General features: G+C 28.9%; 31 protein-coding genes. 9 read left to right on the forward strand and 22 right to left on the reverse strand.

Annotated features, from left to right (window positions below; all coding sequences use genetic code 11):
- Positions 1-40: 40 nt before the first annotated feature.
- The 4 genes from BN350_RS09225 to gpr all read right to left on the reverse strand — a co-directional run bounded on the left by BN350_RS09225 (position 41) and on the right by gpr (position 3,340).
- Positions 41-538 (reverse strand): transcription termination/antitermination NusG family protein, encoded by a 498-nt coding sequence (locus tag BN350_RS09225; protein WP_028043341.1) that lies wholly within the window; start codon positions 536-538, stop codon positions 41-43.
- Positions 535-1,038: a transcription termination/antitermination NusG family protein gene (locus tag BN350_RS09230; RefSeq protein ID WP_028043342.1), complete on the reverse strand. Its 504-nt coding sequence runs from the start codon at positions 1,036-1,038 to the stop codon at positions 535-537. The genes BN350_RS09225 and BN350_RS09230 overlap by 4 nt, the downstream gene beginning before the upstream one ends.
- Before the next feature lie 165 nt (positions 1,039-1,203).
- Positions 1,204-2,148, reverse strand: a complete 945-nt coding sequence (locus tag BN350_RS09235; RefSeq protein WP_028043343.1) for a tyrosine-type recombinase/integrase — start codon at positions 2,146-2,148, stop codon at positions 1,204-1,206.
- 223 nt (positions 2,149-2,371) lie between these two features.
- Entirely contained in the window at positions 2,372-3,340 is a 969-nt protein-coding gene (gene gpr / locus BN350_RS09240; RefSeq protein WP_028043344.1) for a GPR endopeptidase, read from the reverse strand.
- A gap of 123 nt (positions 3,341-3,463) precedes the next feature.
- On the opposite strand from gpr, the gene rpsT reads away from it, so the two are divergent.
- Complete coding sequence (gene rpsT, locus BN350_RS09245) at positions 3,464-3,727, forward strand: 30S ribosomal protein S20 (protein WP_028043345.1); 264 nt, start codon at positions 3,464-3,466, stop codon at positions 3,725-3,727.
- 68 nt (positions 3,728-3,795) lie between these two features.
- On the forward strand, positions 3,796-4,173 hold the full coding sequence (locus tag BN350_RS09250; RefSeq protein ID WP_028043346.1) for a hypothetical protein: 378 nt from the start codon (positions 3,796-3,798) through the stop codon (positions 4,171-4,173).
- Between the two features lie 105 nt (positions 4,174-4,278).
- On the opposite strand, the gene BN350_RS09255 is transcribed toward BN350_RS09250, so the two are convergent.
- Complete coding sequence (locus BN350_RS09255) at positions 4,279-4,518, reverse strand: hypothetical protein (protein ID WP_028043347.1); 240 nt, start codon at positions 4,516-4,518, stop codon at positions 4,279-4,281.
- Positions 4,519-4,672: 154 nt separating this feature from the next.
- Entirely contained in the window at positions 4,673-5,506 is an 834-nt protein-coding gene (locus BN350_RS09265; protein WP_028043348.1) for a PD-(D/E)XK nuclease family transposase, read from the reverse strand.
- Between the two features lie 194 nt (positions 5,507-5,700).
- Between BN350_RS09265 and pepF the strand changes: the two genes are divergently transcribed.
- Positions 5,701-7,476 carry an oligoendopeptidase F gene (gene pepF, locus BN350_RS09270; protein ID WP_028043349.1) on the forward strand — a complete coding sequence of 592 codons (1,776 nt, stop codon included), beginning with the start codon at positions 5,701-5,703 and terminating at the stop codon, positions 7,474-7,476.
- Between the two features lie 108 nt (positions 7,477-7,584).
- On the opposite strand, the gene BN350_RS20625 is transcribed toward pepF, so the two are convergent.
- From BN350_RS20625 to BN350_RS09295, 5 genes are all read right to left on the reverse strand, one after another.
- Positions 7,585-7,740 (reverse strand): hypothetical protein, encoded by a 156-nt coding sequence (locus BN350_RS20625; protein ID WP_155849099.1) that lies wholly within the window; start codon positions 7,738-7,740, stop codon positions 7,585-7,587.
- Between the two features lie 171 nt (positions 7,741-7,911).
- Entirely contained in the window at positions 7,912-9,048 is a 1,137-nt protein-coding gene (locus BN350_RS09280) for a hypothetical protein (protein WP_028043350.1), read from the reverse strand.
- A 51-nt stretch (positions 9,049-9,099) separates the two neighbouring features.
- Positions 9,100-9,579, reverse strand: a complete 480-nt coding sequence (locus BN350_RS09285; protein WP_028043351.1) for a DUF6512 family protein — start codon at positions 9,577-9,579, stop codon at positions 9,100-9,102.
- A 61-nt stretch (positions 9,580-9,640) separates the two neighbouring features.
- On the reverse strand, positions 9,641-10,837 hold the full coding sequence (locus BN350_RS09290; RefSeq protein WP_028043352.1) for a hypothetical protein: 1,197 nt from the start codon (positions 10,835-10,837) through the stop codon (positions 9,641-9,643).
- Entirely contained in the window at positions 10,830-11,342 is a 513-nt protein-coding gene (locus BN350_RS09295) for an RNA polymerase sigma factor (protein WP_028043353.1), read from the reverse strand. Before BN350_RS09295 ends, BN350_RS09290 begins: the two co-directional genes overlap by 8 nt.
- A 173-nt stretch (positions 11,343-11,515) precedes the next feature.
- On the opposite strand from BN350_RS09295, the gene ispG reads away from it, so the two are divergent.
- The gene (ispG, locus tag BN350_RS09300) at positions 11,516-12,574 is read left to right on the forward strand and encodes a flavodoxin-dependent (E)-4-hydroxy-3-methylbut-2-enyl-diphosphate synthase (protein WP_028043354.1); all 1,059 of its coding nucleotides are present in this window, start codon (positions 11,516-11,518) and stop codon (positions 12,572-12,574) included.
- Positions 12,575-12,587: 13 nt separating this feature from the next.
- On the opposite strand, the gene BN350_RS09305 is transcribed toward ispG, so the two are convergent.
- Genes BN350_RS09305 through BN350_RS09315 form a run of 3 tightly spaced genes read right to left on the reverse strand, consistent with a single transcriptional unit; the run spans position 12,588 to position 14,465 of the window.
- The gene (locus BN350_RS09305; protein WP_028043355.1) at positions 12,588-13,232 is read right to left on the reverse strand and encodes an ABC-2 transporter permease; all 645 of its coding nucleotides are present in this window, start codon (positions 13,230-13,232) and stop codon (positions 12,588-12,590) included.
- Positions 13,229-14,089 carry an ABC transporter ATP-binding protein gene (locus BN350_RS09310; protein WP_028043356.1) on the reverse strand — a complete coding sequence of 287 codons (861 nt, stop codon included), beginning with the start codon at positions 14,087-14,089 and terminating at the stop codon, positions 13,229-13,231. Before BN350_RS09310 ends, BN350_RS09305 begins: the two co-directional genes overlap by 4 nt.
- Position 14,090: 1 nt before the next feature.
- Positions 14,091-14,465, reverse strand: a complete 375-nt coding sequence (locus tag BN350_RS09315) for a GntR family transcriptional regulator (RefSeq protein WP_028043357.1) — start codon at positions 14,463-14,465, stop codon at positions 14,091-14,093.
- A 144-nt stretch (positions 14,466-14,609) separates the two neighbouring features.
- Between BN350_RS09315 and BN350_RS09320 the strand changes: the two genes are divergently transcribed.
- On the forward strand, positions 14,610-14,870 hold the full coding sequence (locus tag BN350_RS09320; RefSeq protein WP_028043358.1) for a hypothetical protein: 261 nt from the start codon (positions 14,610-14,612) through the stop codon (positions 14,868-14,870).
- Here BN350_RS09320 and BN350_RS09325 read toward each other — a convergent pair.
- Positions 14,843-15,706, reverse strand: a complete 864-nt coding sequence (locus tag BN350_RS09325; RefSeq protein WP_028043359.1) for a deoxyribonuclease IV — start codon at positions 15,704-15,706, stop codon at positions 14,843-14,845. The genes BN350_RS09320 and BN350_RS09325 overlap by 28 nt on opposite strands.
- The gene (locus BN350_RS09330; RefSeq protein ID WP_028043360.1) at positions 15,706-17,079 is read right to left on the reverse strand and encodes a DEAD/DEAH box helicase; all 1,374 of its coding nucleotides are present in this window, start codon (positions 17,077-17,079) and stop codon (positions 15,706-15,708) included. Before BN350_RS09330 ends, BN350_RS09325 begins: the two co-directional genes overlap by 1 nt.
- Before the next feature lie 232 nt (positions 17,080-17,311).
- Between BN350_RS09330 and BN350_RS09335 the strand changes: the two genes are divergently transcribed.
- Entirely contained in the window at positions 17,312-17,659 is a 348-nt protein-coding gene (locus BN350_RS09335; protein WP_028043361.1) for a hypothetical protein, read from the forward strand.
- Here BN350_RS09335 and BN350_RS09340 read toward each other — a convergent pair.
- Together BN350_RS09340 and BN350_RS09345 are read right to left on the reverse strand one after the other, a co-directional pair.
- Positions 17,656-19,233 (reverse strand): MutS-related protein, encoded by a 1,578-nt coding sequence (locus BN350_RS09340; protein WP_028043362.1) that lies wholly within the window; start codon positions 19,231-19,233, stop codon positions 17,656-17,658. The two genes, BN350_RS09335 and BN350_RS09340, sit on opposite strands and share 4 nt — an antisense overlap.
- Before the next feature lie 56 nt (positions 19,234-19,289).
- Positions 19,290-19,865 carry a MerR family transcriptional regulator gene (locus BN350_RS09345; RefSeq protein ID WP_028043363.1) on the reverse strand — a complete coding sequence of 192 codons (576 nt, stop codon included), beginning with the start codon at positions 19,863-19,865 and terminating at the stop codon, positions 19,290-19,292.
- 95 nt (positions 19,866-19,960) lie between these two features.
- Between BN350_RS09345 and BN350_RS09350 the strand changes: the two genes are divergently transcribed.
- Positions 19,961-20,872: a 4-hydroxy-3-methylbut-2-enyl diphosphate reductase gene (locus tag BN350_RS09350; protein ID WP_028043364.1), complete on the forward strand. Its 912-nt coding sequence runs from the start codon at positions 19,961-19,963 to the stop codon at positions 20,870-20,872.
- A gap of 6 nt (positions 20,873-20,878) precedes the next feature.
- Here the strand turns inward: BN350_RS09350 and BN350_RS09355 are convergent, their stop codons facing one another.
- Positions 20,879-22,234, reverse strand: a complete 1,356-nt coding sequence (locus BN350_RS09355; protein WP_044600228.1) for an MATE family efflux transporter — start codon at positions 22,232-22,234, stop codon at positions 20,879-20,881.
- Between the two features lie 128 nt (positions 22,235-22,362).
- Here BN350_RS09355 and BN350_RS21655 point away from each other — a divergent pair, with 128 nt between their 5' ends.
- Positions 22,363-22,815: an HAD-IIB family hydrolase gene (locus BN350_RS21655; protein ID WP_261797174.1), complete on the forward strand. Its 453-nt coding sequence runs from the start codon at positions 22,363-22,365 to the stop codon at positions 22,813-22,815.
- Between the two features lie 14 nt (positions 22,816-22,829).
- Positions 22,830-23,213: an HAD family hydrolase gene (locus BN350_RS21660; RefSeq protein ID WP_261797175.1), complete on the forward strand. Its 384-nt coding sequence runs from the start codon at positions 22,830-22,832 to the stop codon at positions 23,211-23,213.
- Positions 23,214-23,572: 359 nt separating this feature from the next.
- On the opposite strand, the gene BN350_RS09370 is transcribed toward BN350_RS21660, so the two are convergent.
- The 3 genes from BN350_RS09370 to BN350_RS09380 form a co-directional block, all read right to left on the reverse strand.
- Positions 23,573-23,905: a hypothetical protein gene (locus tag BN350_RS09370; protein ID WP_147573559.1), complete on the reverse strand. Its 333-nt coding sequence runs from the start codon at positions 23,903-23,905 to the stop codon at positions 23,573-23,575.
- A 68-nt stretch (positions 23,906-23,973) separates the two neighbouring features.
- Positions 23,974-25,602: a GH25 family lysozyme gene (locus BN350_RS09375; protein ID WP_028043368.1), complete on the reverse strand. Its 1,629-nt coding sequence runs from the start codon at positions 25,600-25,602 to the stop codon at positions 23,974-23,976.
- A gap of 88 nt (positions 25,603-25,690) precedes the next feature.
- Positions 25,691-25,969, reverse strand: a 279-nt coding sequence (locus BN350_RS09380) for a hypothetical protein (protein ID WP_028043369.1), incomplete at its 5' end; no start/stop codon positions are given.

Consider the following 25,969-nt stretch of genomic DNA (forward strand, 5'->3'; position numbering starts at 1 on the left):
GTTCCAAATTAAAGTGTCAGCCAGTTAACCAACGTAACACTTAATTCTTGCTTTTAATTTCTACACCAAGAACTATCTTTCTATCAAAAAAAGGTAAATCTAACTGTGCAATACAACTATGTTTAACAACTTTAATAATATGATCTTGATAATTTAATAATGGTCCACTTGTAATAACTGTCTTACCATTTTCTTGATAACCAACAGATACTCTCGCAACATATTCATCATCTAATACACTATTAAAGAATTCTATTTCTTTGTCTCTTAATGCTGATACTTCAGCATTTTCTAATTGTTTAATGAGTCCTTCGTTCTTATCTCTCATAGATAATAAAAGATCATTAAAATCATTTTGATTTAAATAAGATTTTACAAAGATATAATTATTAAACATATCTCTTACTGTTTTTTTCTTTGCTTCCCTATGAAAAACTTCACTTTTAGGAATAAAAGCAATAAGTTCTTTTTGTTGATTCAAATTAGAAAGTATTTTATTTGTTTTATGACTTAATACATATAAAACATACCAATTCATGATTTGCTTACAACCTCTAAAGGAACTTTCATGATTCTACCTAATATATTGCAATCCAAAATAGCCATTCTTTTATGTCTATCTATTCTTTTAATACTTTTTTCTAGACCAATCAGCGGTCCATCATTTATGATTAAACGAGAATCAGCAATATGTCCTGTAGAATGTTTTATTACCCCTTGATTATCAAACATCTTTTCCAAAAGAACCTGTTCCATTGAAGTTAATGAAAAAATACTTTCATACTCTAATAATTGAGCAACATGATTAATTGAATAAAAGAAATCTTCATATTTCTTCTGAAATTCATCATGTTTTAAAGATGTTCTAATAAAGATATAGTCAGGATACATATAGGATGTCTGAAATTCTTTAACTCTAGAATTAGAGAACCATTTCTCCATCTTTGGTAAAAATGCATAAATATTTTGATTATCATTCAAATAATCAATAATTTCTTGACATTTTCCTGATTTAACATGCACTATATACCAATCCATACGTCATTCCTCCCTGTTTTTACTTCGCAGAACTACTTATTCTAGGATAAATTACTTGAAAATAAATAGATAATTAAAGTTATAAAATAAAAGAAAGAGTAAAATCCCTAAATTCATAAGCATTTGACTCTTTCTTCATCTATCTATATTAAAATAGGTAAGGAACTAAGACAACATAGGTTTTTCTATTTTATCAACTTGACTCATCTTAAATTTTAATGATGAATGAACATATAAATTAAGTGTTGTTGAAATATTAGAATGACCTAATATTTCACTTAATGATTTCACATCTACACCAGACATAACACAATTTGTTGCATATGTATGTCTTAATGCATGAAAGTTCATATGAATATCATATTGCTGACATAATTTATGAAATTTATATTGAACAGTTCTTGGATCAACGAGTTTTAATGAGTTTGATACAACATAATATTGATCATTTTTTTCTTTATTTATATTGTAATATTGACAAAGATATTCTTTAAGAAATAAAGGAATTGGTACAATTCTTTGTGATGTTATTGTTTTTGGATCAGATATAATAAGAGTTGTTTTAGAAGCGTTATTTTCTTTATTTTTAAGTCTTTGAACAGTCTTTTTTATTTCAATTGTTCCTGCTTTTAAATCAATATCTTCCCATTGTAAGGCACAAATTTCTCCTATTCTAAGTCCTGCATATAATCCTAGTAAAATACATACAGATATTGATTCTAAATGTAATAAACTATATCTTTCTAAATATTGTTTTTCATCATTTCCTAATACATCACATTTAATTTTACTTTTAGGAAGTTTAAAATAATTTAAATTAATGTGATGAATATGATATTTATCTTCTGCGAATTGAAAAATAGATTGAATTGTAAATAATATTGTTTTCATAGAACTATTGGATAGTTTTTTACCTTGTAATTCTTCTGTTAGAAAAGTAACAATTAACTTATCATCTATATCATTTAATATATATTTTTCAAAAAATGGTATTAAATGTAAATAAACAATATTTTCATACTTAGAATAACTGGAATATTTTACATACATCTTTTTTAGATTCAACCATTCTTCTGATAAATTTTGAAATGTCATACAATTTTTTTCCATTCATAGACCCTTCCTTTGTTCAAATATTAAATCAATAATACGACTTATATATATTTCAATTACATCTTAATAATGAATAAATCTGTCTTTTCAGGTTGATTTTTAGCATATATGTGTTATAATTTTTTCGCAGAATAAGTAGTTCTGCGAAAAATATTTTTAATAAACAGGTGTTCATTTGGTATGAACACCTTTTCTATAATTATATTATTTCTTATTGCAATTAATATCTTAAATTATTAATACTTGTTGATAGTATCTTTGATATCATTTCTATATCAAAATCTATTTGTTTGTCACTCATGACAAACTGATCCTCTATAGGATTTAAGACTTCATTGAGTAATTGTATTCTTTTTTGTTCGTCTAATTGTCCGATTTCTCCTAAGATTAAACGTCTTTGGACTTCATTAAGTCTTCCTTCATATCTTTTACGTTTTCCTACTTTTAATGCTGTTGAGGGATCTAATGATTCTTTAAAGTATCCTTCTAACAGATTATAAACATCACTAACAAGACTTGATACATGAATAACTGTTGGTATTCCTATCGCAATGACTGGCACACCCATCGATGTTTCTGTAATACTCTTACGATGATTTCCGATACCACTTCCTGGATATATTCCTACATTATTCATTTGAATCACATGACAGATTTTTTCATAACTTTGAGCACACAATGCATCAATGGCAATAATTAAATCAGGACGGTATTCATTCACTAAACAACTCACAATATCTGCTGTTTCCATTCCTGTATGTGCCATAACACCTGGTGCAATACATAAGCTATCATAATATTGTTGATGATGTCTTTCATCTAATGGATAATGATGTGTTGCTCGTAAGTGTTTAATTGTTCTGGGACCAATAGCATCACTTGTTAATGTTTCATTTCCTAAGCCTACAAAGAGAATTAAAGGATCTATTTTCTTTGTTTTTTCTTTAATAAATAAAGATAATTGTTGTTCAAAATGTTTGGCGATAGTAGAAACATCCTGATAATCTGGAAAACTTATTTCTACATATTGTCCTATTTCATGAGGATAAAGATCACTTGTTTGTAATATTTCAAATGTTTCAATTGTAATATTTCCATCTTTTTTCTCGAAACGTTTATAATCTTTATCTTGTGTAGCTAATGCTAAGGATTCTATTGCTAAATCACTTCGTGTATAATATTTCTTCATGTTCTCACCACATTAAGCATTGACAAATTAAAAAAAAATAATCATTTCACAATAAAACATTGCATTTATCGTCTATTTTTGATAGAATAACTAGGCGAAAGACAAAAGCGAGGTGAAAGAACAATGGCAAACATGAAACAACAAATCAAACGTTATAAAAACGATAACAAAAAACGTGCAATCAACAATTCTTATAAAAGTGCTTTAAAAACAGCAATTAAAAACGTAAGAGCTGCAGTTGAAGCTGGAGATAAAGAAGCTGCTATCGTTGCTTACAATGTTGCTGCATCTAAATTAGATGCTTCAGTAAGCAAAGGAATTCATCATAAGAACTATGCTAGCAGACAAAAATCAAGATTAGCAAAATTAGTTAATTCTATCGCTTAATTGTGATAGATTTTTTTTGACAAATTATACATACAATTAATGATAAAATAGCATCAAGGAGGGATACAATGCTTTGTAGTCTCATTGGTGCTTTTTTATTAATTTATGTTGTCGCTATTACTTTTATGAATATTCTTGAATATCCTTTAGCTCATTATATGATTATTATTCCTAAATATCTTATTCCACTAAAAAAAGGATATATCATTGCATTTTGTTTACAAATCCTTGCTATTGTATGTATTTTAATAGAAGGACACATTATACAATCTCCTATACCCTATCTCTTTATTCATATTATATGCATTATTTATGCATTTATTCTCACAGTTATTACAATATATAACTGTCAATCACATACAGAAGAAAAGAAACAATTTATGGCTCCTTTACTTTTCCTTATTACATTATGTTTTTGGCTGACAATCTATAACACAAAATTATAGGTGAACAAAGTATTCAAACTTGTTCACCTATTTATATTCTTACTATTGTTTAAGAATGTCAGTTATCTTCCAAATGTCCATTAACGAATATTAGACTATATTAAATTAAGTTTCACATAACATTTTATCTAGTTCTTTTAACCTTTCTTCCAATCCTATTTGATATCCTTCTCTTTTCGCTTTGTCAAGTTCAGTATTTATATATCTTACATCACGTTCTATTTGCATAAACTTAATACCTGATTCCAAATCAGAATCAGAACTTTCAAGAATGTTTGTGACTATATCACGACATCTTTGATCCATTTCTTCTTCACTTAAATTTTGACCATCTTTAAAAAACATATATATTGACGTAATATACGATAAACATGTGTATCTTTAAAATGAATATCCATCTCTATTCCTCCAGTACTTTCTTCTTAAATTCCTGATAACTAAGGTTATCATATAATAATTCAAATATTTTGTTAATCTGTTGAGATGTACATTGTTCAACCTACTTAGCATCATCTTGATACCTACCTTGAATCAACTTTTGTATTTTACTTTTTAATTCCTCATTCTCTTTTGCTAAACCAATTTCTATACCTTCTTCTCTTCCTATTTCTATCCCTTCTTCTTTTCCTTCTCTTTTAGACTTATCTTTTTCAGTATTGACATATCTGCGATCTCTCTCCATCTGATAATATTTAATAATATCATCAGAATTTAAATATCTTCTATACATTTCAACTGCTATTTTACAAACAGAATCACTTTGTTCCTCCAAATGATTTTCTTCATTTTCAAACAAATGAACAAACTGATAAAACGAATTCTTTCTTATAACATCCATTGGTAACTCCTCCAATCTTTGTGTCTGTATAATTTGAATATGTATTGGACCATCTTCCAAAATAATACAACTTTCTTTTTCCATAAACTCAATATGATGTGTAAAGTGCTTAAATTTTTCAATGGGCTTCCCCGTGTAAATAATCAGCATACGAATACTTTTCACATTATAATTTTCACCTTTTTTTACCTCCTTCTCCAATAATTGAGATGCATAGCATATAAAACGAACAAGTTCCTCTCTACCAATATCACCATTCTGCATTTCTACATCATAATGATAATCAAGATCATCGTTAAAAACGACATCTAAAATCATCTTCTTTGCATCATCTGTTGGACCATATTCATCATTTGACAATACATTTGTCCATTGAACAGGATGCTCAGCTAAATAATTGCCTATCATCAACCTCACTTCAGCAGAATTATAAAGCAAATAATGGAAAAAATAGTCCTTTGCGAACATAGGAACACAAGAAGTACTCTCTACCATAAAACCATCCTTTCTAGAGTCTAAAAACTTACTTCTACTTCTATATACGCAAAAATTTTCTATTTTTCTTTTTTTATTTGCAATTTCTTTAAATTATTTTACAACAAATACAGAATATTTGTAATAAGCAAATATTATCTTTATTGACAAAAATCATTGAAAGACATATCATATAGAAATATAAGGAGGAAATTATGGAAAGATCAAGCATTGATAAAAAAGATACATGGGACTTATCATATATTTATAATGATCAACAAGATTTTTATAATGATTTAGATAAAGCCAAAGAATTATTAAATCAGTTAATCAAACAAAAAGAAACGTTCTTAAATCATACAGATAGTTTCTTAAAATTTCATGAAGATTATATTATGTTATCTCGTTATATTCAAAAATTACATTGTTTTGCTCATCTTCATTGTGATGTAGAACCTAACCAACAAGAGTACCAAACAATGTATTCATCTATACTTACATTTTATGATCAAGTCACATCTTCATTAGACTTTTATACTGTTACGATGATTGCCGAAAGTGAGAAAGTCAACCAATATATTCAAGATGAAAGACTCTCTGATTATCGTTATTCTATTTCAGAAATTTTACGTCAAAAGAAACATGTTCTTTCACAAGAAATTGAAACATTAATATCTAAAACATCAACGATTTCTGATGTCTCATCTCAAGTTTTTGATGCTTTAAGATTAGACTATGATCCTGTTCATATTGATGGTGAAGAGAAATTCCTAAATAGTGCAACATTAACTGAGTTTTTAAAGAATAAGAATCCAGAAGTCAGAAAAGAAGCATATCATCATTTCTTTAAAGAATATAAGAGATTTGAAAATGTTTTTGCGACTACATTATCAGGAGTTATGAAAAAAGATGCTTTTTATGCAGATGTCAAGAAATTTGATGATCCACTACAAGCAAGCCTATTTGATGATAATGTACCAACTTCATTATTCTTTAAAATATTACAAAAGGCCAATGAAGAATATCGTCCTTTATTTCATCGCTATAACGCATTAAAGAAAAGAATATTACAATTAGATTGTATGTATAATTATGATTTAAGTGTTCCTTTAGTGCAATTTCAAACAAAAAAATATACAATTGATGAATGCTTTGATATTATTCTTGATGTTGTCAAAGTCTTTGGTGATGACTATGTTAATATTATTAAGAAAGCACGAGATGAAAGATGGATAGACTATTATCCTCATATAGGTAAACGTATTGGTGCTTATTCTAGTGGATGTTATGATACGAATCCATATATTCTTATGAACTTTATTGGAGATTATAATTCTTTATCTACAATGATTCATGAACTAGGACATAGTGCACATACTTACTTATCATGTCACAATCAATCACCTGTGAATTGTGATTATCGTATCTTTGTTGCTGAAGTTGCATCAACAGTGAATGAAACACTCTTAATCAATTATATGTTAGAACACGCTTCTTCAAAAGAAGAAAAAGCTTACTTCTTATATGAACTCTTAGAGAATTGTGTTGGCTTAATTTTTAGACAGCCTATGTATGCTGATTTTGAACATATTCTGCATACTTGGGCTAAAGAAGGTAAACCTATGTCATCTCAAACGATTACAGATTTATATCACAAAAAAAATGCAGAGTATTATGGATCTGACGTCACTATGGATGAATATGTGGGTTATTCTTGTTATTATATTCCACATTTCTACTATAATTATTATGTTTATAAATATACATTAGGAATGACTGTTGCATTAGCTATTGTTTCTCGTATTTTAAATGGTGATGAAAAACAAAAGAATGCTTATTTACAATTCTTAAAATCTGGTGGCAGCAAGGATCCAGTTGATTTGTTAAAAGATGCTCTTGTAAATCCATTAGAAGATCAATTATATGATGATGCTTTCCAATATTTTGAAAAAATATTGAATGAATTTGAAAACATTATTGAAAATACATAGCATTTAAAATGGTACCTGTAGAAAAGACAACATCTTAACAGTATTGAGCACCTTATACAGGTGCTTTTTTATTGGTGATATTATGAAAAATACACATTATTCAACTATTTATCTACACAATAATGCAAAAGTTTGTATTTTCCCTTTATACATTAAATCAACAAGAATAATATATGGTCTCTTTCCATTATCATTATGTAAAACTTCATGATCAACTAATTTTATAGCTTCATAGTATGAGTCTTTTAATTTTTTAAATCTCATAAAATCCCATCCTCTCTTTAAACTAAAAATTCTCCTTCTTAAAAAGGAGAATTTTTCATACCAATGTGTAAGATTGTTTTTTTATATGTGGCCGTTACACACAGTCCACAGACATAACCATTTTTAGAAGATGAGATAACTAAATCAATCATTATCATAATATTTCTACTATTATTCTGTTAATTCTGGTCGCCATTTTAGATTATCTAACTGAAAAATTACTTGTTGTTGAGAAATTTTATTTATTTTTCCATATTCATAGTAGCAAACATTAAATACGAATTCCTCTGAACGATATTTACTTTCCTCTTCAAAGTTTTCCTTATATTGAAGTATAGCTTCAAAAGTATCATCTGAAGGATTGATATATATTCGATAACCAGCAAACTGTTGTCCAAAAGTCAAAAAATCATTAGCTCCATTTGAATATCTCTCATCATAGTGATAATTCATTGATCCATTTCCAAAATAAGCATAATCTAATGAAAGATATCCACCATATGCTCTATAAGGTGGTGTAATCTCAATATAAGAACACTTCTTAGGGAGTTTCCCTTTATAATGAAATACATAAACATTAGCATTCTCATTATATTGATAAATATCACCTTTCCAGCCATTAGATAAAGTTAATGTATCAGTCAATTGATAATCAACAGTTAACTCTTGTTTTTCATCTGTATACTTATAAACCAGATATGGCCATATATAAAGCGTTGCAATACTTATAGCCAATCCACCAATCAAGAAAATACTGACCATTTTACCAATAGGTATCTTTGATACATTATTTTTTAGTGAACAATGCTCAGCTTCTTTAAGACCTTTATATAACTGATATCCTACAGTGATAATCAATAAAATAATGATGAGTGCAAAGACAATGTGGATATTCTCACTTTGGAAAAATATCTTTAAAACAATTAACGTCATTTCACACACCATGACAATAACTAAATTTATTGATGGCAAATATAAATGACAGCCATATAAAATTATCAAATTACGAATACTTTGTATTGTAAAAATAATCCATGTTAAACTTAAAGGAATTTGTAATGGTGTTATATATAAGAGTATTTTAGAAAATATAAACATGAACATGAAAACAATTTGCATAGCATAACTTAATTGAAAGATTCGATTTTCTTTTCTTAAAATATAAAGTCCAAACAGAAAACACCAAACAGAAAGATATTCCTGGATTTCAGCAATAAAGCCAATCTGAATAATTATTGATGAAAGAATATAACCAGTGATTAAAAATTTCATCGCAGATTTCATTGAATGATCTAACATCTTTACCATCCCTTTCTCTTTCCATTATAGCATATTTCTATTTGAATCTTAAAAATAAAACTAACTATAATCAATAAATAAAGGAACATCTGGTGGACAATATGTCCAATAACTAAATATAATGATTATACTTACCAAAATCAATAAGCTAACTTTCCAATTCATAGTCCAATGAAATTTATAAAACATGATCATCATAATATTTCCTAATAATATCCCAACAAACAATAAGAAAATATCCCCAATCAAACTATTAACACCTAAACCACAATGATAGAAATAATAAATCAAAACAATACTCAAACAGCCAACAATGATGCCAATAAGCATTGGTGCAATAGCTGACAAATCTTTATGATAATACTTATACCATAAGATAATATCAAATATTAGCATAGGATATAAAACTAACTTTAAATGCTCAAAAATGCTTTCATGAATAGGGGTCAGTATTGCAACAAATGTGTAAGGAAAAACATTATATGCAAAATGCATAAGTGAGCCTAAAAGAAATTCTAAAAAACTAACTATCCAAACCACATATTATCACCAATGTATATTATGACAAATCCCATCAAAATATAACCCTCCTTTAACATCACTATTCTTCATGATAACCCCAACTTCCATTAATTGAATGAAAACCTCTACTAATACATAGACCTCGATCTGGGGAATAAGGATAACCAAAACCATTTTGGAAATAGAATACAAAATTATATTCGCTCTGTGTAGAATCTTCATTTTTATTGACTAAAATACTAATCGTTATATCTAAATCATGGACAAGAGGTGAGACATCGACAACATAATAATCATTAGCATAACCAAAACTATTAAACTGTGGTGGTAATCTGTGTTCAATTTCTTTCTCACTTTGAATTTGATATTGTTTATTTCCATCTCCCACCCAGATATCCTGTACAACTTGTTCAGTATTCCCTTGCTGCTGTTCAACAGAAACAACGAGTGATGTCATCAGTTGCTGAATATCTGTAAACTGAAAATGATAGACATACAAATAATGATCTTGATCATATTCATAAATGGTTACCTGTTCTTTTTCCTGAGTTATAAGTGAATCAGAATGACTCCTTTCTTGATAATCTAAAACATGATAAGAAAACTCTGGAACAGTTCTTTCAACATACTCGTAATTCAAAAATGGCGAAATAACTGTTATACTCATAACAATTATAACTGTTATACCAATATAACAAAAACTCATAAGTTTTTCACCTATCTTTATAGGTGCTAATTTCAACTGATATTGATAAGTCACAAGATACTTTTGACATTGTAACAAATGATATAATAATGAAATAAACCCAATCATAAATAAGATTAAAGTTATCTCATTGATATCTATCCACAAACCTACTTGCATCATCACATAACTTAACAATATATACATTGGATATTTTTGATAAGGAATACATTGTTTCAAGCCAGAACAAATAAGTATAACTTGTAAAAATTTAAGAAAGATAAATGTGAAATAAAACACTGAAGGATATTCCATAGTTGTCGCAAGAATCACTGCCTGAATAAAGGTCTTGATCATTAAAATAATTGTTATGACATAGGCCCAAAAGAATGCTTTATTTTCTTTTCTTACCATTCTCAATCCTAAATAAAAGCAAAGTAATGATACCAATGTACTTAATATAGGCAAATAACCAACATCAAACTGAATAGTAGAAACAATAAACCCAACAATAAAGAAGTCAATCACTTTTTGAAATGGACTAATCATATCCATAGCTTTCATAAGTTCTTTAGATTTATATTCATCCATCATAACCCTCCTCTCTAATGAACCTCTGTAATTTCTTTCTTAGTCTATACAAATGACTTTCAGCTGATTTATATGTCATTCCTAATTCTAATGAAATTGTCTCAATACTTTGAAAATAATAATATCGACGATAGAAAAGAATCTTTTCTTTATGATTTAATTTCTTCAAAATATGATCCCAAGGTATTTTCTCATATTGATCATCACTTGCAAAGATATCCATATCTTCATATGATAAAGGATATTGATTCTTTTTTCTGACATAATTAAGAGCAACCCTACGTGTAATTAATGCAATATAATTCTTTAAAGATAACTGATAATTATATTGATCAATAGAATTCCAAACTTTTAATATAATGTCATTGATACATTCTTCATGATCTTGATGATTAAGTGGAAATGATTGAAGGATATAGAGAATAAGTGGGAGGTAAATGTTTTTTAAAAGAACTATTCCAGATTCATCATGTTGTTTCATTTTTTCAATAATAAGATTATCCATCCCTATCCCCTCCTTCACTTCTATATACACACCAAAAACAAAAATCCCTCACATTTATTATCCTTTATAAATAACACAAAAACAATTAATAAAATTTTTTCATCATTTCTATCTTATATCTTTAGGCGTTTTCATAATTTATGGTATAATAAAAAAGGAAATGAGGTTATATTATGTTAAGAAATCAGACACGTTCATTTAAAGTTGGAAATTTAACACTTGGTGGTAATAATCATGTCATTATTCAATCTATGTGTAATACCAAAACTAAAGATATTGAAGCAACAGTTCAACAAATTCATCAATTAGAAAATGCTGGCTGTGAAATGGTGAGAGTGGCAGTATTAAATGAAGAAGATGCTCGTGCTATCTCACAAATCAAACAACACATTCATATTCCATTAATTGCTGATATCCATTTTGATTATAAACTTGCATTAATTGCGATTGAAAATGGTATAGATAAAATTAGAATTAATCCTGGCAATATTGGCTCTTTAGAAAAGGTTAAAGCTGTTGTAGAAGCTTGTCAGAAAAAACATATTCCTATTCGTATTGGGGTTAATGGTGGATCTCTTGAAAAAGATATATTAGAAAAGTATGGAAAACCCACAGCACAAGGAATGATTGAAAGTGCTCAAAAACATATTGATATTTTAGAATCGCTTGATTTTCATGATTATGCAATATCACTGAAATCATCAAATACTTTATTAACAATTGAAGCTTATAAACTAGCTAGTGAGACTTTTGATTGTCCTTTACATATTGGTGTGACTGAAGCAGGAACTAAACTTGGAGGAACAATTAAATCAAGTTTGGGTCTTGGTATATTGTTATATCAGGGTATAGGAAATACCATTCGTGTATCACTTAGTGCTGATCCAGTTGAAGAAATCAAGGTTGCAAAAACATTATTAAAAGAGTTGGAATTAATCACAAATGTTCCTACGCTTGTTTCTTGTCCGACTTGTGGACGTATTCAATATGATTTAATTCCTATAGCAAGTGAAATAGAAGACTTCTTAAATACCATTCATGCAGATATTACAGTTGCTATTATGGGTTGTGCTGTTAATGGCCCTGGAGAAGCAAAACATGCTGATATTGGAATTGCTGGTGGTGTGAATGAGGGATTATTAATTAAAAAAGGTGAAATTATTAGAAAAGTCAAACAAGAAGATATGGTCAAAGTACTTAAAGAAGAGATATTAAAAATGGCAAGCGAATAACTTGCCATTTTTATTATGAATATTTTCTTTCAAATATCTTGAGTGAAACAAAATAACTAATGAATAAAGTCAGAATTGTGAATACACAACCTATGAGAAAGAGAATAGTTGAACCTAAACTTAAGAATTGTTCTACATCAAGTCCTAAGAAAATAAGCAGATAAACAACAATTGATAACCCTACAACCACAAGATAAAGAAAAGTTCCCTTTCTTGCACCTAACCAATGATAACCAATAGAATTTAATCCAATTAAGAAAAATCCAAGTAATACGCCAATCACCCATAGTAATAAAGCAACATCAAGTGTTACGATATGCCATAGATAAACATGTGCCAGGGCATAAATAAGAGCAATGAGCATATTAATCATGAGGAAAATAAAGGATGTGATAAATCTTGCTAAAACAATTTCTTTTTTTGTGACTGGTAAAGAAATAACTCTTTTATCAAAATTAGTTCTTTCTTCTTTTTCCATAACAATCTGGACAAAACCACAACCTCCAATAGGTATAGATAAAACAACAATTAACGCTAACCCATAAAGATTTCTAAAAAATAGACCAATGATAATTGCTATTATAGTACTGGATAAAAACGAAAAAATTTGTCCTTTTTGTTTTAATACGAACATATCCTTATAAATCAATGCTTTCATACTCTTACCCCTCTTACATACATCAACATAATATCTTCTATAGTTGCTTTATCAATGACTAAATCCTGATAAACTTTTTCAAAGTCATGACGATTCTCAACTAAAACCTTATACTCAAATTCTTCTTTTTTATAAGCAACAATCTCATCTTTAGGTAAAGCTTCAAATATCTTTTGACCACATCTAATAATTCCATAATCATTATGAATATCATCATATGTCTTTGTTAATAAGATTTCACCATTATGAATAAAAGTAATATAATCTGCAATCTTATCTAAATCACTTGTAATATGTGAAGAAATCAAAATCCCATGTTCTTCATCCATAATAAATTCCTGTAAAATTTCTAAGATTTCATCTCTAACAATAGGATCCAAACCACTTGTCGCTTCATCTAGAATCAGAAGTTTTGGATGATGTGATAGTTCTGCTGCAAAACATAACTTCATCTTCATACCTTTAGAAAATTTATCTAAACTTTTATTTTTAGGTAACTGAAATCTTTCAATATACTCTATATATTTTTCCTGATCCCAATTTCTATAAACAAGACTTAACATCTTTCCAACATCTTTAACTTTAAATTTTTCATTATAATGACAAGTATCATAGATAATTCCAATGTCTTGTTTAATTTCTTTTTCATGTTCTCGCATATTCTGATGAAAAACATAAATTTCACCACTATCTTCTTTTAATAACCCTTCTATAATATTGATAATTGTAGATTTACCAGCACCATTTTCACCAATCAATCCAACAATTGTCCCTTTTGGCACCTGTAAAGAGACATTCTTCAACTGAAAATCATCAAAACTTTTACATACATTCTTTAACTCTAAAATCATATCCATATTAATCCCCCTCATAAAACATTGTCATGATATCAACTAATTGTGATAATTCAATGTCATTTATTTTTGCCTGTTCAACAATATCTTCTATCTTTCCTTCTATTATTCTTAATTGTTCCTCTTTAATAAAATCCTTATTTTGATTGGAAACAAACGTTCCTTTACCTGCTACAGTTTCAATAAAACCTTCTCTTACCAAATCCTCATAAGCATGTTGTGATGTAATGACACTAATATGCAATGACTTAGCAAGCATACGCATAGAAGGTAATGCATCACCAGGCTTCAATGTTCCATTCATGATCATTGCTTTAATCTGTGATGTAATTTGTTCATAAATTGGTTTTGGAGAACTGTTACTTAATATAATTTCCAATATGCCCCTCCTAACTGTACTCACCTTACATGTACAGTATATACTTTATAAGTACAGTATGTCAACAACTATTTTCATAAATATCTTTTTTATAGTCATTATTTTGAGAAAACCTTCATACTTTATAGGTAAGGAGGAAAGATAATGCGAGATCAAAACAATGAATATATATCAAAATTAAAGTTAGATGATTTTAAGATTCTATTACAAGAATTTGATATTGAACTAGACGAAGACATGCAAAGACAGGTTTTATCTATTATTAAAAATAATCAATTTGCATTAGTCCATGATCAGTATCAATTTATTATAGAAAATTATATAAAAAAAATGACAAGTGAATTCACTTGTCAAAAGATAATTATTTTATTAAACAATTATTTTAAACCGTTATTGAAAGTTTGATTGATAAACATTTCAATTTCTTCTTTATAGGGTGCATGATCACCAATATAAGGTGTTTCTAAAATCTTAGGAACATCTTTTAATTTAGGATGATGAACAATAGTGTTCAATGTTTCAAAACCAATATATCCATATCCAATATTTTCATGTCTATCTTTATGAGCACCTTGCTCATTTTTAGAATCATTCACATGAACAACCAATAAACGATCTATTCCTATTTTTTCATCAAATTCATTTAATAAATCATCAAATTTTGTTAAATCATAACCAGCATCATGTAAATGACATGTATCTAAGCAAACACCTAATAAATGATTATATTTAACATTTTCAATCATATATTGAATTTGATCAAAATCTCTACCAAGTTCACTACCTTTTCCAGCCATTGTTTCAAGTGCAATATGTACCTTCTGATTTTCTGTTAATACTTCATTTAAACCTTTGACAATTTGCTGAAGTCCAGCTTCATCGCCTGCCTTCACATGTGATCCTGGGTGCAAGACAAGTCTAGATACTCCAATCGCTTCACAACGTTCAATTTCCTGTTTTAAGAAACGAACTGCTAAATCAAACGTTTCAAGTTTGAGTGTATTAGCCAAATTAATGATATAGGGAGCATGAATCACAACATCATTAATATCAATATTGTTTTGTGACATAAGTTCTTTTGCTTCATCAATACGTAATTGATCTATTGGTTTTCTTGCTGTATTTTGAGGTGCACCAGTATAAAACATAAATGTTGTAGAACCATAAGATAATGCCTCTTTTACAGAACCTAACATCATTTCTTTTCCGCTCATAGAAACATGACTACCAATTTTTAACATTAATCTTGAGCCTCTCTTTCACGTTTTTCCCTTTGTGATTGTTTCGCACGTTCTTTCTTTTGGCGTTTAATATCTTGTTTAATAATTGCACGTTTTTCTTGCTTAACCATTTTCTCAATCACTCTTTTTCTTTTCTTTTTATAACCTGGTTTCACTTTTGTAGGTTTTCTCACAATTGAATTAATCTTCTTTTCTAAATCCGTTTGTTGTCTTTCTCTAGATTTACGTTTCTCACGACTCTGAGATTCAACAAATTGATTTCCTCTTAACTCTTTCACTTCAAAAGTGATTCCCTTTTTCTCTAATGTTTCAACAATATTTTGATTTGTTGTATCATACATACTATAACATTCACCAGTATATTTACCACGTCCACAACGTCCACTTCGATGAATATAGAAATCTAATTCAGTTGGAAATTCCATATTGATAATATGACTTGCTCCATCAATATCAATCCCTCTAGCTGCGATATCAGTTGCAACAATATATTGATATTCCATATTCTTAATACGTCTCATCATTTGACGTCTTTCTCTTGGTTCTAAATTACCATGAATTTCCCCAACTTTATAGCCATCTTCTCTTAAGTGATGAGCAACCTCCGCAACTTCTGTACGTTTATTACAGAAAATCAAACAGATATATGGATCAATAATTTTCATAATATCTTTTAAAACTTCATAACGATTACGATGTTTTGTTGGAACTAAGTAATGTGAAATATTTCGAGATGTTGTTAAATCATCATCTATTTCAATAATCTTTGGATTATCCATATATTTTTGTAAAAATGGTCTTAACATTTGTGGTATTGTTGCAGAGAATACCATCATCTGTAAATCTTCTTTCATTTTTCCAAGTACTGCATCTATATCTTCTAAATAACCAAATTCTAAAGTCATATCTGCTTCATCAATAACAAATTTATCAGCTGTCGTAATCTTTAAGGCATGTTCATCTAAAGATAAATCTTTTATTCTCCCTGGTGTTCCAATCACAATATGTGGCTGCACTGATAATTTATCAATAGCTTTTTGTTTATCACTTCCACCAATAATAAGAGATACACGTATCTCTGGATTGTTTTCTACAAATAATTTGGCATGTTCATAAATTTGAGTAGCTAATTCACGTGTTGGTGCTGTAATAACAGCCTGAACACAATCTCTATTTATATCTATCATATCCATAATAGGAATTAAAAACGCATGTGTTTTTCCTGTCCCTGTTTGAGATATTCCAATTAAATCTCGATGCTTATAGACAAGTGGAATAATTTCTTTTTGTATTTTTGTAGGTGTTTCAAATTTTAAATCTCTTAATGTTTCCTTAACAAAAGGATTCAATTGATATTGTTCAAATAATTTCATAATAACGCCTCCTTTCAAGCCTTTTGATTATACTATAAATGATATGAAATTGCAAAATACTTTGCTTAAATAGTCACTTTTTTAATGATACCAATATTATTTGTAAATAAACATAAAAGATTCAGTGATGAATAAATTTATTAATATATTCCTGTCATTATTTTAGTCTAAACAATTTTTTTCTAATAACATCTTATGAAAAATGACATATATTGGTATAGGAGGTGTTACTATGTATCCACAATTTCCTCAAGATCCATATTCATATCAGTATTATAATCAACCTATGTATCCTATGATGCCCCAAAAACCATCTTTGTTGCAGTCGATGAAATATTCAATGAACCAAATGTCTATGTCATCAACCATCCGTACTGCTCAAAAAACACTCTATACAATGAACCAAATCATTCCTATTGTGAATCAATTAAGACCTGTATTACACAATGCAAAAACAGCCTTTAGAGTTGTTAAAGCAGTCAAACAATTTGATTTTGATGATATAGATCAAGAAATTGATAACAGTGTGAATGAGCCAAACCAAGTTTTTGAAAATATGATGCCACAAGAAAAAGCCTAGTTAGGCTTTTTCAGTTCTTTTATAATTTCTTGGTTAAATCCATAAACTTCTAATAATGCAATTGCATTACCAACAGAACATATACCTTTATGAATCTTATAATCACTACAAAGTTCTTCGCCATGAACATAATCATTAAAACAATACTTATTTATCTCATCAAAAGTCTTCACAATTGATAAATCATGCGTTGTGACAAAAATTAATGATGAGGATTCAAATAAATATTTTAAAATAACTTTTGCAATACATACTCTTTCTTTTTCATTTGTACCTCTTAATATCTCATCAATAAATACAATACATTGTTGTTGCTGTACCTGATCTAAAATATCTTTTAATGTTTTGATTTCCTTTACATAATAACTATCACCAGACTCAATATCATCCTTCATATGAATTGAACTACAAAGATGATAAGGATAATAAGAAAATGCATCAGCAAAACAGGTATGATATGCCTTAGCCAAAATAATATTAACACCTATCATCTTTAGAAAAGTAGACTTACCTGATGCATTAGAGCCTGTAATTATACAAGATGATGTTGTTGAAAAAGAGTTTTTTACTGGAACTTCTAACAATGGATGATAACATTCTTCAAATGTTATTCCAAATGTTTGCAATTCTTTAGGAATACATGTTTGATAACTTTGTCTGATTGACATCATTGATATAGCCATATCTACCATACCAACATACTCATACATTTCCAGATAAGATTTTTTTAATTCATCTTTATGTTTTAATAAAAGATAACATTGATAAATTGGTAAAGAAAAGATACCCTTAATTAATTCCATCAAATAAAACACGTCAATAATAGCTATCGAATCACATATTTTATTGATATATGTATATCGTAATGCCTGATGAGACATTTGGCGAATTTTTTTTGATTCATTTTCTGGATATACATGCAAATTATTGAGGTGATCCAATGTTGTGACTAAATAACAATAACTTAATGCTTTACTCATGGCATGGTTGGTTTTCTTCGTATAATGGGCATATAACATACCTTGTACTGCTAACCACATAAAAAGATATTGTAGAACTTGTAATCCATATATAAAAGATAAACCAATAAGTAAAAATGGACATAAAGATGTCATGATAACAATCAACATATCAAATGAAGATAAAAATGTCAAATCATCAAATAACTCTAACGATTCACTATAAGTTTGACTTAAGCAATACAATTCATAAATAACATTCTCAAATATCTTTTGCGTACCTAATTGTTCTATAAGACTTTCTAACAATTCATGATTATGTTCTTTTGTAAATAATTGTGCATACATGTACTCTCTACCAACATCAGTATACGTTCTATTCATCAGATTAAAAATTTTATCTAATTCAAAATCATCAGCAGTTGTTTGATTGATATCATATTCAGATAATTTATGAAAATACTCTTTATTTAAATATGAATAACTCTCATCATTCACTGGATAACCAAATAATCGCATTAACCTTTTAATAACAATCCACTTATGAACAAATCGTGCACATATAATCGCAATAACAAACCCCACTAAAATCAAAGCAGCAACAAGAAATATCATAATCATTTCCCCCTTTACACACTTACTTTACTGCTTATCCCTAAGGGGTAGTCAAGTTATTTTTGAAATTTCTCTAGTAAATGAAATATAAAAAGTCTTAATTGAGAAGAATAATAAAGCGCTAAAATCAAACCAAAACATAAACATGCAATGATTTCAAATATTTCATTATTTTCTGCTTTCAAAGCAAAACAAAAACCGAATACTGTTAAGCACATAATAACTTTATCAAAATCAATCGAAAGATTTTTAACTGGAGTGACTTTTTTTAATGCAAAAATATCATCTAAATCTTGAGCAATTGATGTGATATCTTTTGAAGTTATAATACATTCTTTAACATCATCAATAAATTGAACTGATGTTTCTAAATCATACATCTTTTTTTGATATTCATCTTTCTTGATATCAAATATTTGATAGTTTTTATCAATGAGTACTTCTTTAATCTCTTGAACTGTAAAATCAAGATTTCTCAGTTGCTTCACTTTTAATAAGGTTTGCTTATCTTCATCTGTATAAACACGATATCCTAATGTATCCCGTTTAGGAAAAATAATTCCTTTTTCCTCATAAACATGAATAGCCTTTCTTGACATATTTAATTCTTTTGATATTTCTTGAATATACATAATTCCTAACCTCTCTATTTTTTCTCATTATATACCAATTATTTCTTATAAACAATATTCACTTCTGTGCTATAATAGCAATGAGGTGATAATACATGGAAGTGAAAGCAATTGTTCCAAGAGGATATTGCAAAGGTGTTGTGAGAGCTATCGAGATAGCAAAAAAAGCAAGTCAGGAAAAAGAGCCTGTTTATATATTAGGTATGATTGTGCATAATCAATATATTGTTAATGCTTTAGAAGATTTAGGTATTCATACCATTGATCAAAAAGATAAAACAAGAGAGGAACTTCTTGATCAGATAGATCAAGGAACAGTTATTATTACAGCTCATGGAGCTGGTGATAATGTCTTTGAAAAAGCAAAGAAAAAAGGACTTCATATCATTGATGCATCATGTCCTGATGTGATTAAAACTCATACTTTAATAAAAGATAAATTAAATCAAGGATACGAAATTTTGTATATTGGCAAAAAAGGGCATCCAGAAGCAGAAGGTGCTATTTCTATTGATAGTCAGCATATTCATCTCATTTCTAATCAAGATGACATCGATCAAATAGATCCACAAAAATCATACACTATGACCAATCAAACAACTATGTCATTATATGATGTCTATGATCTTTGTGAGTATGCTAAAGACGTCTTACCCCATGTTGAAATAGAGAAAGAAACATGTACTGCAACAAAAGTTCGTCAGGAAGCCATTCAAAATATTGATGAAGACATAGATATCGTCTTTATTATTGGCGACCCTCATTCAAATAACACAAAAAAACTTGCTTCCATTGCAGGAAACAAGAAAAAAGTCTATATGATTGAAAGTATCAAAGATTTAGATATCAATACCTTAAAAGGCAAAAAGAAAGTCGCAGTATCATCAGGTGCTTCAACACCAACATATTTAACAAATCAGGTTATTGAATTTCTCAAACAGTTTGATGAAAACAAACCTAAAACTCATCAAAAACCGACAATAGATAAAAAACAAATTTTAGGATAGATTGCTCTATCCTTTTGTTGTTTCATATCCGGGTAACCAATTTACTTTATGATAATAAATAATAAACATAATAGCACATGTTATCCATGTCACTGGCCATCCTAGAAAGACATAGAAAACCTCATTTGTTATTTGTGTAACAAAGAATAAATAGATTTGTCTTAAAATAACAAAATTAAAAACCATAATATACATTGGTATAGAAGATTTTCCAGCACCTCTTAATACACCATTGTAGATTTGTACAATAGGTAAAACAATATAGAATGGAACAAATGCTAACTGCATTGTACGTCCTGCTTGTATGACAGCAGGTTCATTATTGAAAATTGCTATAAACTCTTCTCCAAAAAAGAACAGTGAAATAGCCATAGCCCCGATAACGCCAACTGTCATCCATAAAGCTGAACGACTTCCTTTTTTAACACGATCATATTGTTTTGCTCCAATATTTTGTCCAACAAATGTTGTAATAGCCATATTAAAACTCTGTAATGGTAAATTAACAAAGCCATCAATACGAATGGAAGCAGAATATCCTGCAACAACATTTGATCCAAAAGCATTAACATATGATTGAACAATAACATTAGATAAAGAAACAATACTCTGTTGAATTCCAGTAGGCAACCCAATCATAATAATTTTCTTCAGAATTGGAAAATCAAAACGAATCTGTTTCATCTCTAATCGGTGTGATCCATCCGTTTTCATTAATACGATAGTCACCAATGCTGCAGCAATTGCCTGGGCAATAAGTGTTGCATAGCCTGCTCCTGCTACACCCCAGTGAAAGAATTTAACAAATAAGAAATCTAAAACAATATTAATCAAACAGGCAATCACTAAGAAATATAAAGGTCGCTTAGAGTCTCCAATTGCTCTTAATATTCCTGATCCCATATTATAAATTAAATTAAAAGTTATCCCTGCAAAATAAATTAATAAATATGTAGATGATTCAGGAAAAACATCAGCCGGTATCCCCACAGCATGTAACATTGGATTTGTTCCCAAAAGTCCTATAACCGTCAATAATAAGGACATCACTAAAGTCAAAGCAGCAGAACTATGGACGGCTTTTTTAAGACGTCCACTATCTTCTGCTCCATAATATTGGGCAATAATAACACCTGCACCTGTTGCTAGTCCCATAAAAAAACCAATGAGCATATTAATTATTGGTGAAGATGCTCCCACTGCAGCCAGAGCCTCTTTACCCACATAATTTCCAACAACATACGCATCTACAGTATTGTATAATTGCTGAAATAAATTTCCAACCAAAAGAGGTATCGAAAACCAAAAAATTGATTTTGCAATACTCCCATGTATTAAATCACTAGATTCACTTTTCCTCATAACCATTTCCCCTTACTTAGTCATTATTCTACTCCAATTAAAGAAAAAGAAAAGAATAATTACAGAATATGAAAATAAATTTATTTTCTTTATTATTTCGTTATAATACAATCACGAGGAGGATAATTATGGAAAAAAGTATTATATTTTTTGATGTTGATGGAACACTTGTAGATGTAAGACCAGCACGAGAATATGTTCCTGAGTCAACAATTCAAGCTGTTCAACAAGCAAGACAAAATGGTCATCTTTGCTTCTTATGTACAGGAAGAAGTAAAGCTGAAATATATTCACATATCTTAGAAGTTGGTTTTGATGGTATTATAGGAGCTGGTGGTGGTTTTGTTGAAATTGGTAATGATATGCTCTATCATCATATGGTCTCAAGTCAAGCAATCAATCATGTCATTGATTACTTTGAAGAAAATCATTTTGATTACTATATCGAAAGTAATGGTGGTCTCTATGCAAGTCAAAACCTTATTCCTAGATTAGAATCAATTATATATGGAGATTTAGAAAATGACCCTCAAGCTAGAGAAAAAAAGAAAAAGAACCAAGTCATTTTATTCCATCATTAAAAACTGGTTATGATATGCATAGATGTGATGTAAATAAAATTTGCTTTTTAGAAAAAGAAGGGTTCCCTTTTATAAATATAAAAAAAGAATTTGAGTCAGAATTTAATGTTATTCATTGTACTGTTCCAATGTTTGGTGATGAAAGTGGTGAACTTTCAGTTCCTGGCGTCAATAAAGCATCTGCAATTGAAGCTTTAATTAAACATTTAAATATTCCTAGAGAAAATACTTATGCTTATGGAGATGGTTTAAATGATATTGATATGTTAGAATACTGCCAATATGGCATTGCTGTGGGGAATGCGAAACAAGGTTTAAAAGATATTGCTGATGAGGTCATTGGTGATATTGCTGATGACTCAATTTATGAATCTATGAAAAAACATGGACTTATTTAAAATAATAACGACTATCTTTGTAGGTAGTCGTTATTTTCATATATAGTTGAAATGCATTATTATTCTTGCAAATAACTTCACTTTACATCATGAATGTACATATAATGTATATTTTTCTCACTTAACATTTTAGGTCATTCATTTTTTCTGATATTTATTCTTAAACCAATAACCTGAAAATCGTTTTGTACATAATCATATATTTTTTCTATACTTGAAGTGTTTTCTTTTGTATTCAACATTTCTGCTATCATGTTGACTTCTTTTGGATGATCTAGTAGTAATTTTAAATGGGATAAATAATATTGTTTAATGACTTCAAGAGTCATTTGTTGTTGATTCTCAATATAAAAGTATGGTTACTTTTTCTTTGCTTCTAACGTCAAATCATACATACTACTTTTCCATAAACTGATTCCATCAGCAAGTGATAAATCTATTAAATAACTATCAATAGCCATCCATAATACAGTCATATCTATATATGCTTTATCAAAAGTTATAGTTACATTAAATTGAGATGAATCTAGTAAATCTTCTATTCCTTTTAGTGTACTTGAACCAAATTCAAATAAATCTTTAGCATCTTCCTGATTTTGAGTAAAAGATAATGTAAACAAGAACAAAGAACGATAATACTTCTGATACACAATTTCTAATTCATCATTTCTCGCATTTTTCCCTCCCCTCATTTTTATAACAATCATATCATATAAAAATGACAAATAATCAAAAAAAGGATTATCATATTTCGATAATCCTAATTAGTCAGATAAGATGAAATAGCATAAACTACTTTTCCATTATATTCTATCTTTGACCAGCCATTACTATTCACACCAATACGTTTGACATACTCACCATTTTTAAGTGTATAAACAACTTGGCTTCCTTCCATTGATGGCTTATCTCGTAAATTTGTTTCTGACTTTGCTGTGACTTGTTCATTGATATCGCTAAATCCATCACTCGGTTTTGACACTTCAGGTTGTGTTTCAGGTTTTTTGACAACTTCATTACTTAAATAATTTGTTATGGCATATACACTTTGACCATTATAGATCAATCGAGACCAGCCACTACGTCCAATGGCAGTACGCTCTAAGAATGCTCCACTTTTCAATGTTCCGACAATATCACTTGATGTCGTAGGCAATGAGCGTAAATTGACCTCATCTTTAGCAGTGACTTTATCTTTTTTAGCATCAAAAACTTGCCCTGATACAATATCTTCTGTTTCTGTTTTCTTTTCTTTAACAGTTAAATCCGTTGTCAAATAACTGGTAATTGCATAAACTGTTTTATTTTTATATTTGAGTTTAGACCAGCCATTTGATCCAACACCAATTCTTGTTATTGATTCTCCATTTTTAAGCGTTGTGACGATATCACTTTTTGTTGTAGCAAGTGTTCTTAAATTTGTAACCTCTTTAGCCGTAACCTTTTCATTAACTGATGAATATATTTTATCTTCTTCAGTTAATGGTGTAGATACTTTAGGTGTTGAGGCATTGGTGTCCTTAGGAGTTGATTTCTCATTTTTAAAATAACACACAACCATATCTACATTACCACTGATTCCTTTGACTTGACCTTTATTTGTATATTGCCATGCATGGCATGTTCCATCATAATCAGGCGTTTGTTTCTTTGGATAGATAACATCTGAATATTGAGCAATCCATATTTTATGCTTATTTTTTATATCATTGATATTCCAATGTGATTCTAAATCACTCAATGATGTATAAAACATAGTTTCGTATTTTTCTTTTGCAATTGTATCTAAAAATGCAATGGCATTTTTTGTACGTTCATTTGTTGAAAGATTATATGTACGACTTGATGAATGTTTATAACCTTCACAATCATAAACAACAGGATATGAAATGCTATAACTCTTGATGCATTGCAATGTCCATTTAGCTTCTTCAATAGCTTCCTGCTGATTAACAGCAGTAGAATAAAAATAGACGCCTACAAGAACTCCAGCTTTTGAGGCTTGTTGAATATTGTAATCAGCATTATCATCCTTATATATGACACCATTCTCACCACGATAGCCAATACGAATAAAAGCAAAATCTATTCGATCTTTCTTGACTTGACTCCAGTCGATCTTTCCTTGCCATTTGGAAACATCAATTCCATTACTTTTTCCTTGAACCATATTTAATTGATTAGCTTGAATAGATTGCCCCTCTTCCATTTCGTCAACATTCTCTGGATCAATAGATGCATCACCAACTAAAGTTGTATCTATCTGTTTTTCATCATTATCTTTTGTTTCATGATGAGGTAAAAGAAAGAATAAAGAAACAACTATGAGCATCGTCATACCAGTTAATCCTATCATTAACCATTTCTTATTATTTCTAATAAAGTCCATCATTAAATTCCCCCTTAAATCTATTATAAACGATTCGTTTATAAAAGAGAAGTTTAACTAGAAAAGGTTTGTTTTTTGACAAACCCCTTTATACTTTCTGTTTTACAATTTTAATACTGTTAATGAGAGATTTTCTTATAATGATTGTCCTTGTTTTTTCTTTCTTGATTGTTTCAATAAGAACCCACTCATCATCCATTTCTTTAATGAAACCATTAATTTCATAACAATCATCAAGACTCACAAGCCATTCTTTTAAATCAATCTCACAATATTCTCCAACAAAATCCATCAGTGAATCATTAATATGACTATTTTTTTTAACTACTTTTTTCTTATCTTTTTCTCTATCATACACAAGATAAAC

This window comes from Candidatus Stoquefichus massiliensis AP9, from assembly GCF_000455285.1.
Classification (GTDB): domain Bacteria; phylum Bacillota_I; class Bacilli_A; order Erysipelotrichales; family Coprobacillaceae; genus Stoquefichus; species Stoquefichus massiliensis.

Coding starts and splice junctions, on each gene's coding strand:
- BN350_RS09225 (WP_028043341.1), bottom strand. CDS start 538: ATGAATTGGTATGTTTTATATGTATTAAGTCATAAAACAAATAAAATA.
- BN350_RS09230 (WP_028043342.1), bottom strand. CDS start 1,038: ATGGATTGGTATATAGTGCATGTTAAATCAGGAAAATGTCAAGAAATT.
- BN350_RS09235 (WP_028043343.1), bottom strand. CDS start 2,148: ATGGAAAAAAATTGTATGACATTTCAAAATTTATCAGAAGAATGGTTG.
- gpr (WP_028043344.1), bottom strand. CDS start 3,340: ATGAAGAAATATTATACACGAAGTGATTTAGCAATAGAATCCTTAGCA.
- rpsT (WP_028043345.1), top strand. CDS start 3,464: ATGGCAAACATGAAACAACAAATCAAACGTTATAAAAACGATAACAAA.
- BN350_RS09250 (WP_028043346.1), top strand. CDS start 3,796: ATGCTTTGTAGTCTCATTGGTGCTTTTTTATTAATTTATGTTGTCGCT.
- BN350_RS09255 (WP_028043347.1), bottom strand. CDS start 4,518: ATGTTTTTTAAAGATGGTCAAAATTTAAGTGAAGAAGAAATGGATCAA.
- BN350_RS09265 (WP_028043348.1), bottom strand. CDS start 5,506: ATGGTAGAGAGTACTTCTTGTGTTCCTATGTTCGCAAAGGACTATTTT.
- pepF (WP_028043349.1), top strand. CDS start 5,701: ATGGAAAGATCAAGCATTGATAAAAAAGATACATGGGACTTATCATAT.
- BN350_RS20625 (WP_155849099.1), bottom strand. CDS start 7,740: ATGAGATTTAAAAAATTAAAAGACTCATACTATGAAGCTATAAAATTA.
- BN350_RS09280 (WP_028043350.1), bottom strand. CDS start 9,048: ATGGTAAAGATGTTAGATCATTCAATGAAATCTGCGATGAAATTTTTA.
- BN350_RS09290 (WP_028043352.1), bottom strand. CDS start 10,837: ATGGATGAATATAAATCTAAAGAACTTATGAAAGCTATGGATATGATT.
- BN350_RS09295 (WP_028043353.1), bottom strand. CDS start 11,342: ATGGATAATCTTATTATTGAAAAAATGAAACAACATGATGAATCTGGA.
- ispG (WP_028043354.1), top strand. CDS start 11,516: ATGTTAAGAAATCAGACACGTTCATTTAAAGTTGGAAATTTAACACTT.
- BN350_RS09305 (WP_028043355.1), bottom strand. CDS start 13,232: ATGAAAGCATTGATTTATAAGGATATGTTCGTATTAAAACAAAAAGGA.
- BN350_RS09310 (WP_028043356.1), bottom strand. CDS start 14,089: ATGGATATGATTTTAGAGTTAAAGAATGTATGTAAAAGTTTTGATGAT.
- BN350_RS09320 (WP_028043358.1), top strand. CDS start 14,610: ATGCGAGATCAAAACAATGAATATATATCAAAATTAAAGTTAGATGAT.
- BN350_RS09325 (WP_028043359.1), bottom strand. CDS start 15,706: ATGTTAAAAATTGGTAGTCATGTTTCTATGAGCGGAAAAGAAATGATG.
- BN350_RS09330 (WP_028043360.1), bottom strand. CDS start 17,079: ATGAAATTATTTGAACAATATCAATTGAATCCTTTTGTTAAGGAAACA.
- BN350_RS09335 (WP_028043361.1), top strand. CDS start 17,312: ATGTATCCACAATTTCCTCAAGATCCATATTCATATCAGTATTATAAT.
- BN350_RS09340 (WP_028043362.1), bottom strand. CDS start 19,233: ATGATATTTCTTGTTGCTGCTTTGATTTTAGTGGGGTTTGTTATTGCG.
- BN350_RS09345 (WP_028043363.1), bottom strand. CDS start 19,865: ATGTATATTCAAGAAATATCAAAAGAATTAAATATGTCAAGAAAGGCT.
- BN350_RS09350 (WP_028043364.1), top strand. CDS start 19,961: ATGGAAGTGAAAGCAATTGTTCCAAGAGGATATTGCAAAGGTGTTGTG.
- BN350_RS09355 (WP_044600228.1), bottom strand. CDS start 22,234: ATGAGGAAAAGTGAATCTAGTGATTTAATACATGGGAGTATTGCAAAA.
- BN350_RS21655 (WP_261797174.1), top strand. CDS start 22,363: ATGGAAAAAAGTATTATATTTTTTGATGTTGATGGAACACTTGTAGAT.
- BN350_RS21660 (WP_261797175.1), top strand. CDS start 22,830: ATGCATAGATGTGATGTAAATAAAATTTGCTTTTTAGAAAAAGAAGGG.
- BN350_RS09370 (WP_147573559.1), bottom strand. CDS start 23,905: ATGAGGGGAGGGAAAAATGCGAGAAATGATGAATTAGAAATTGTGTAT.
- BN350_RS09375 (WP_028043368.1), bottom strand. CDS start 25,602: ATGGACTTTATTAGAAATAATAAGAAATGGTTAATGATAGGATTAACT.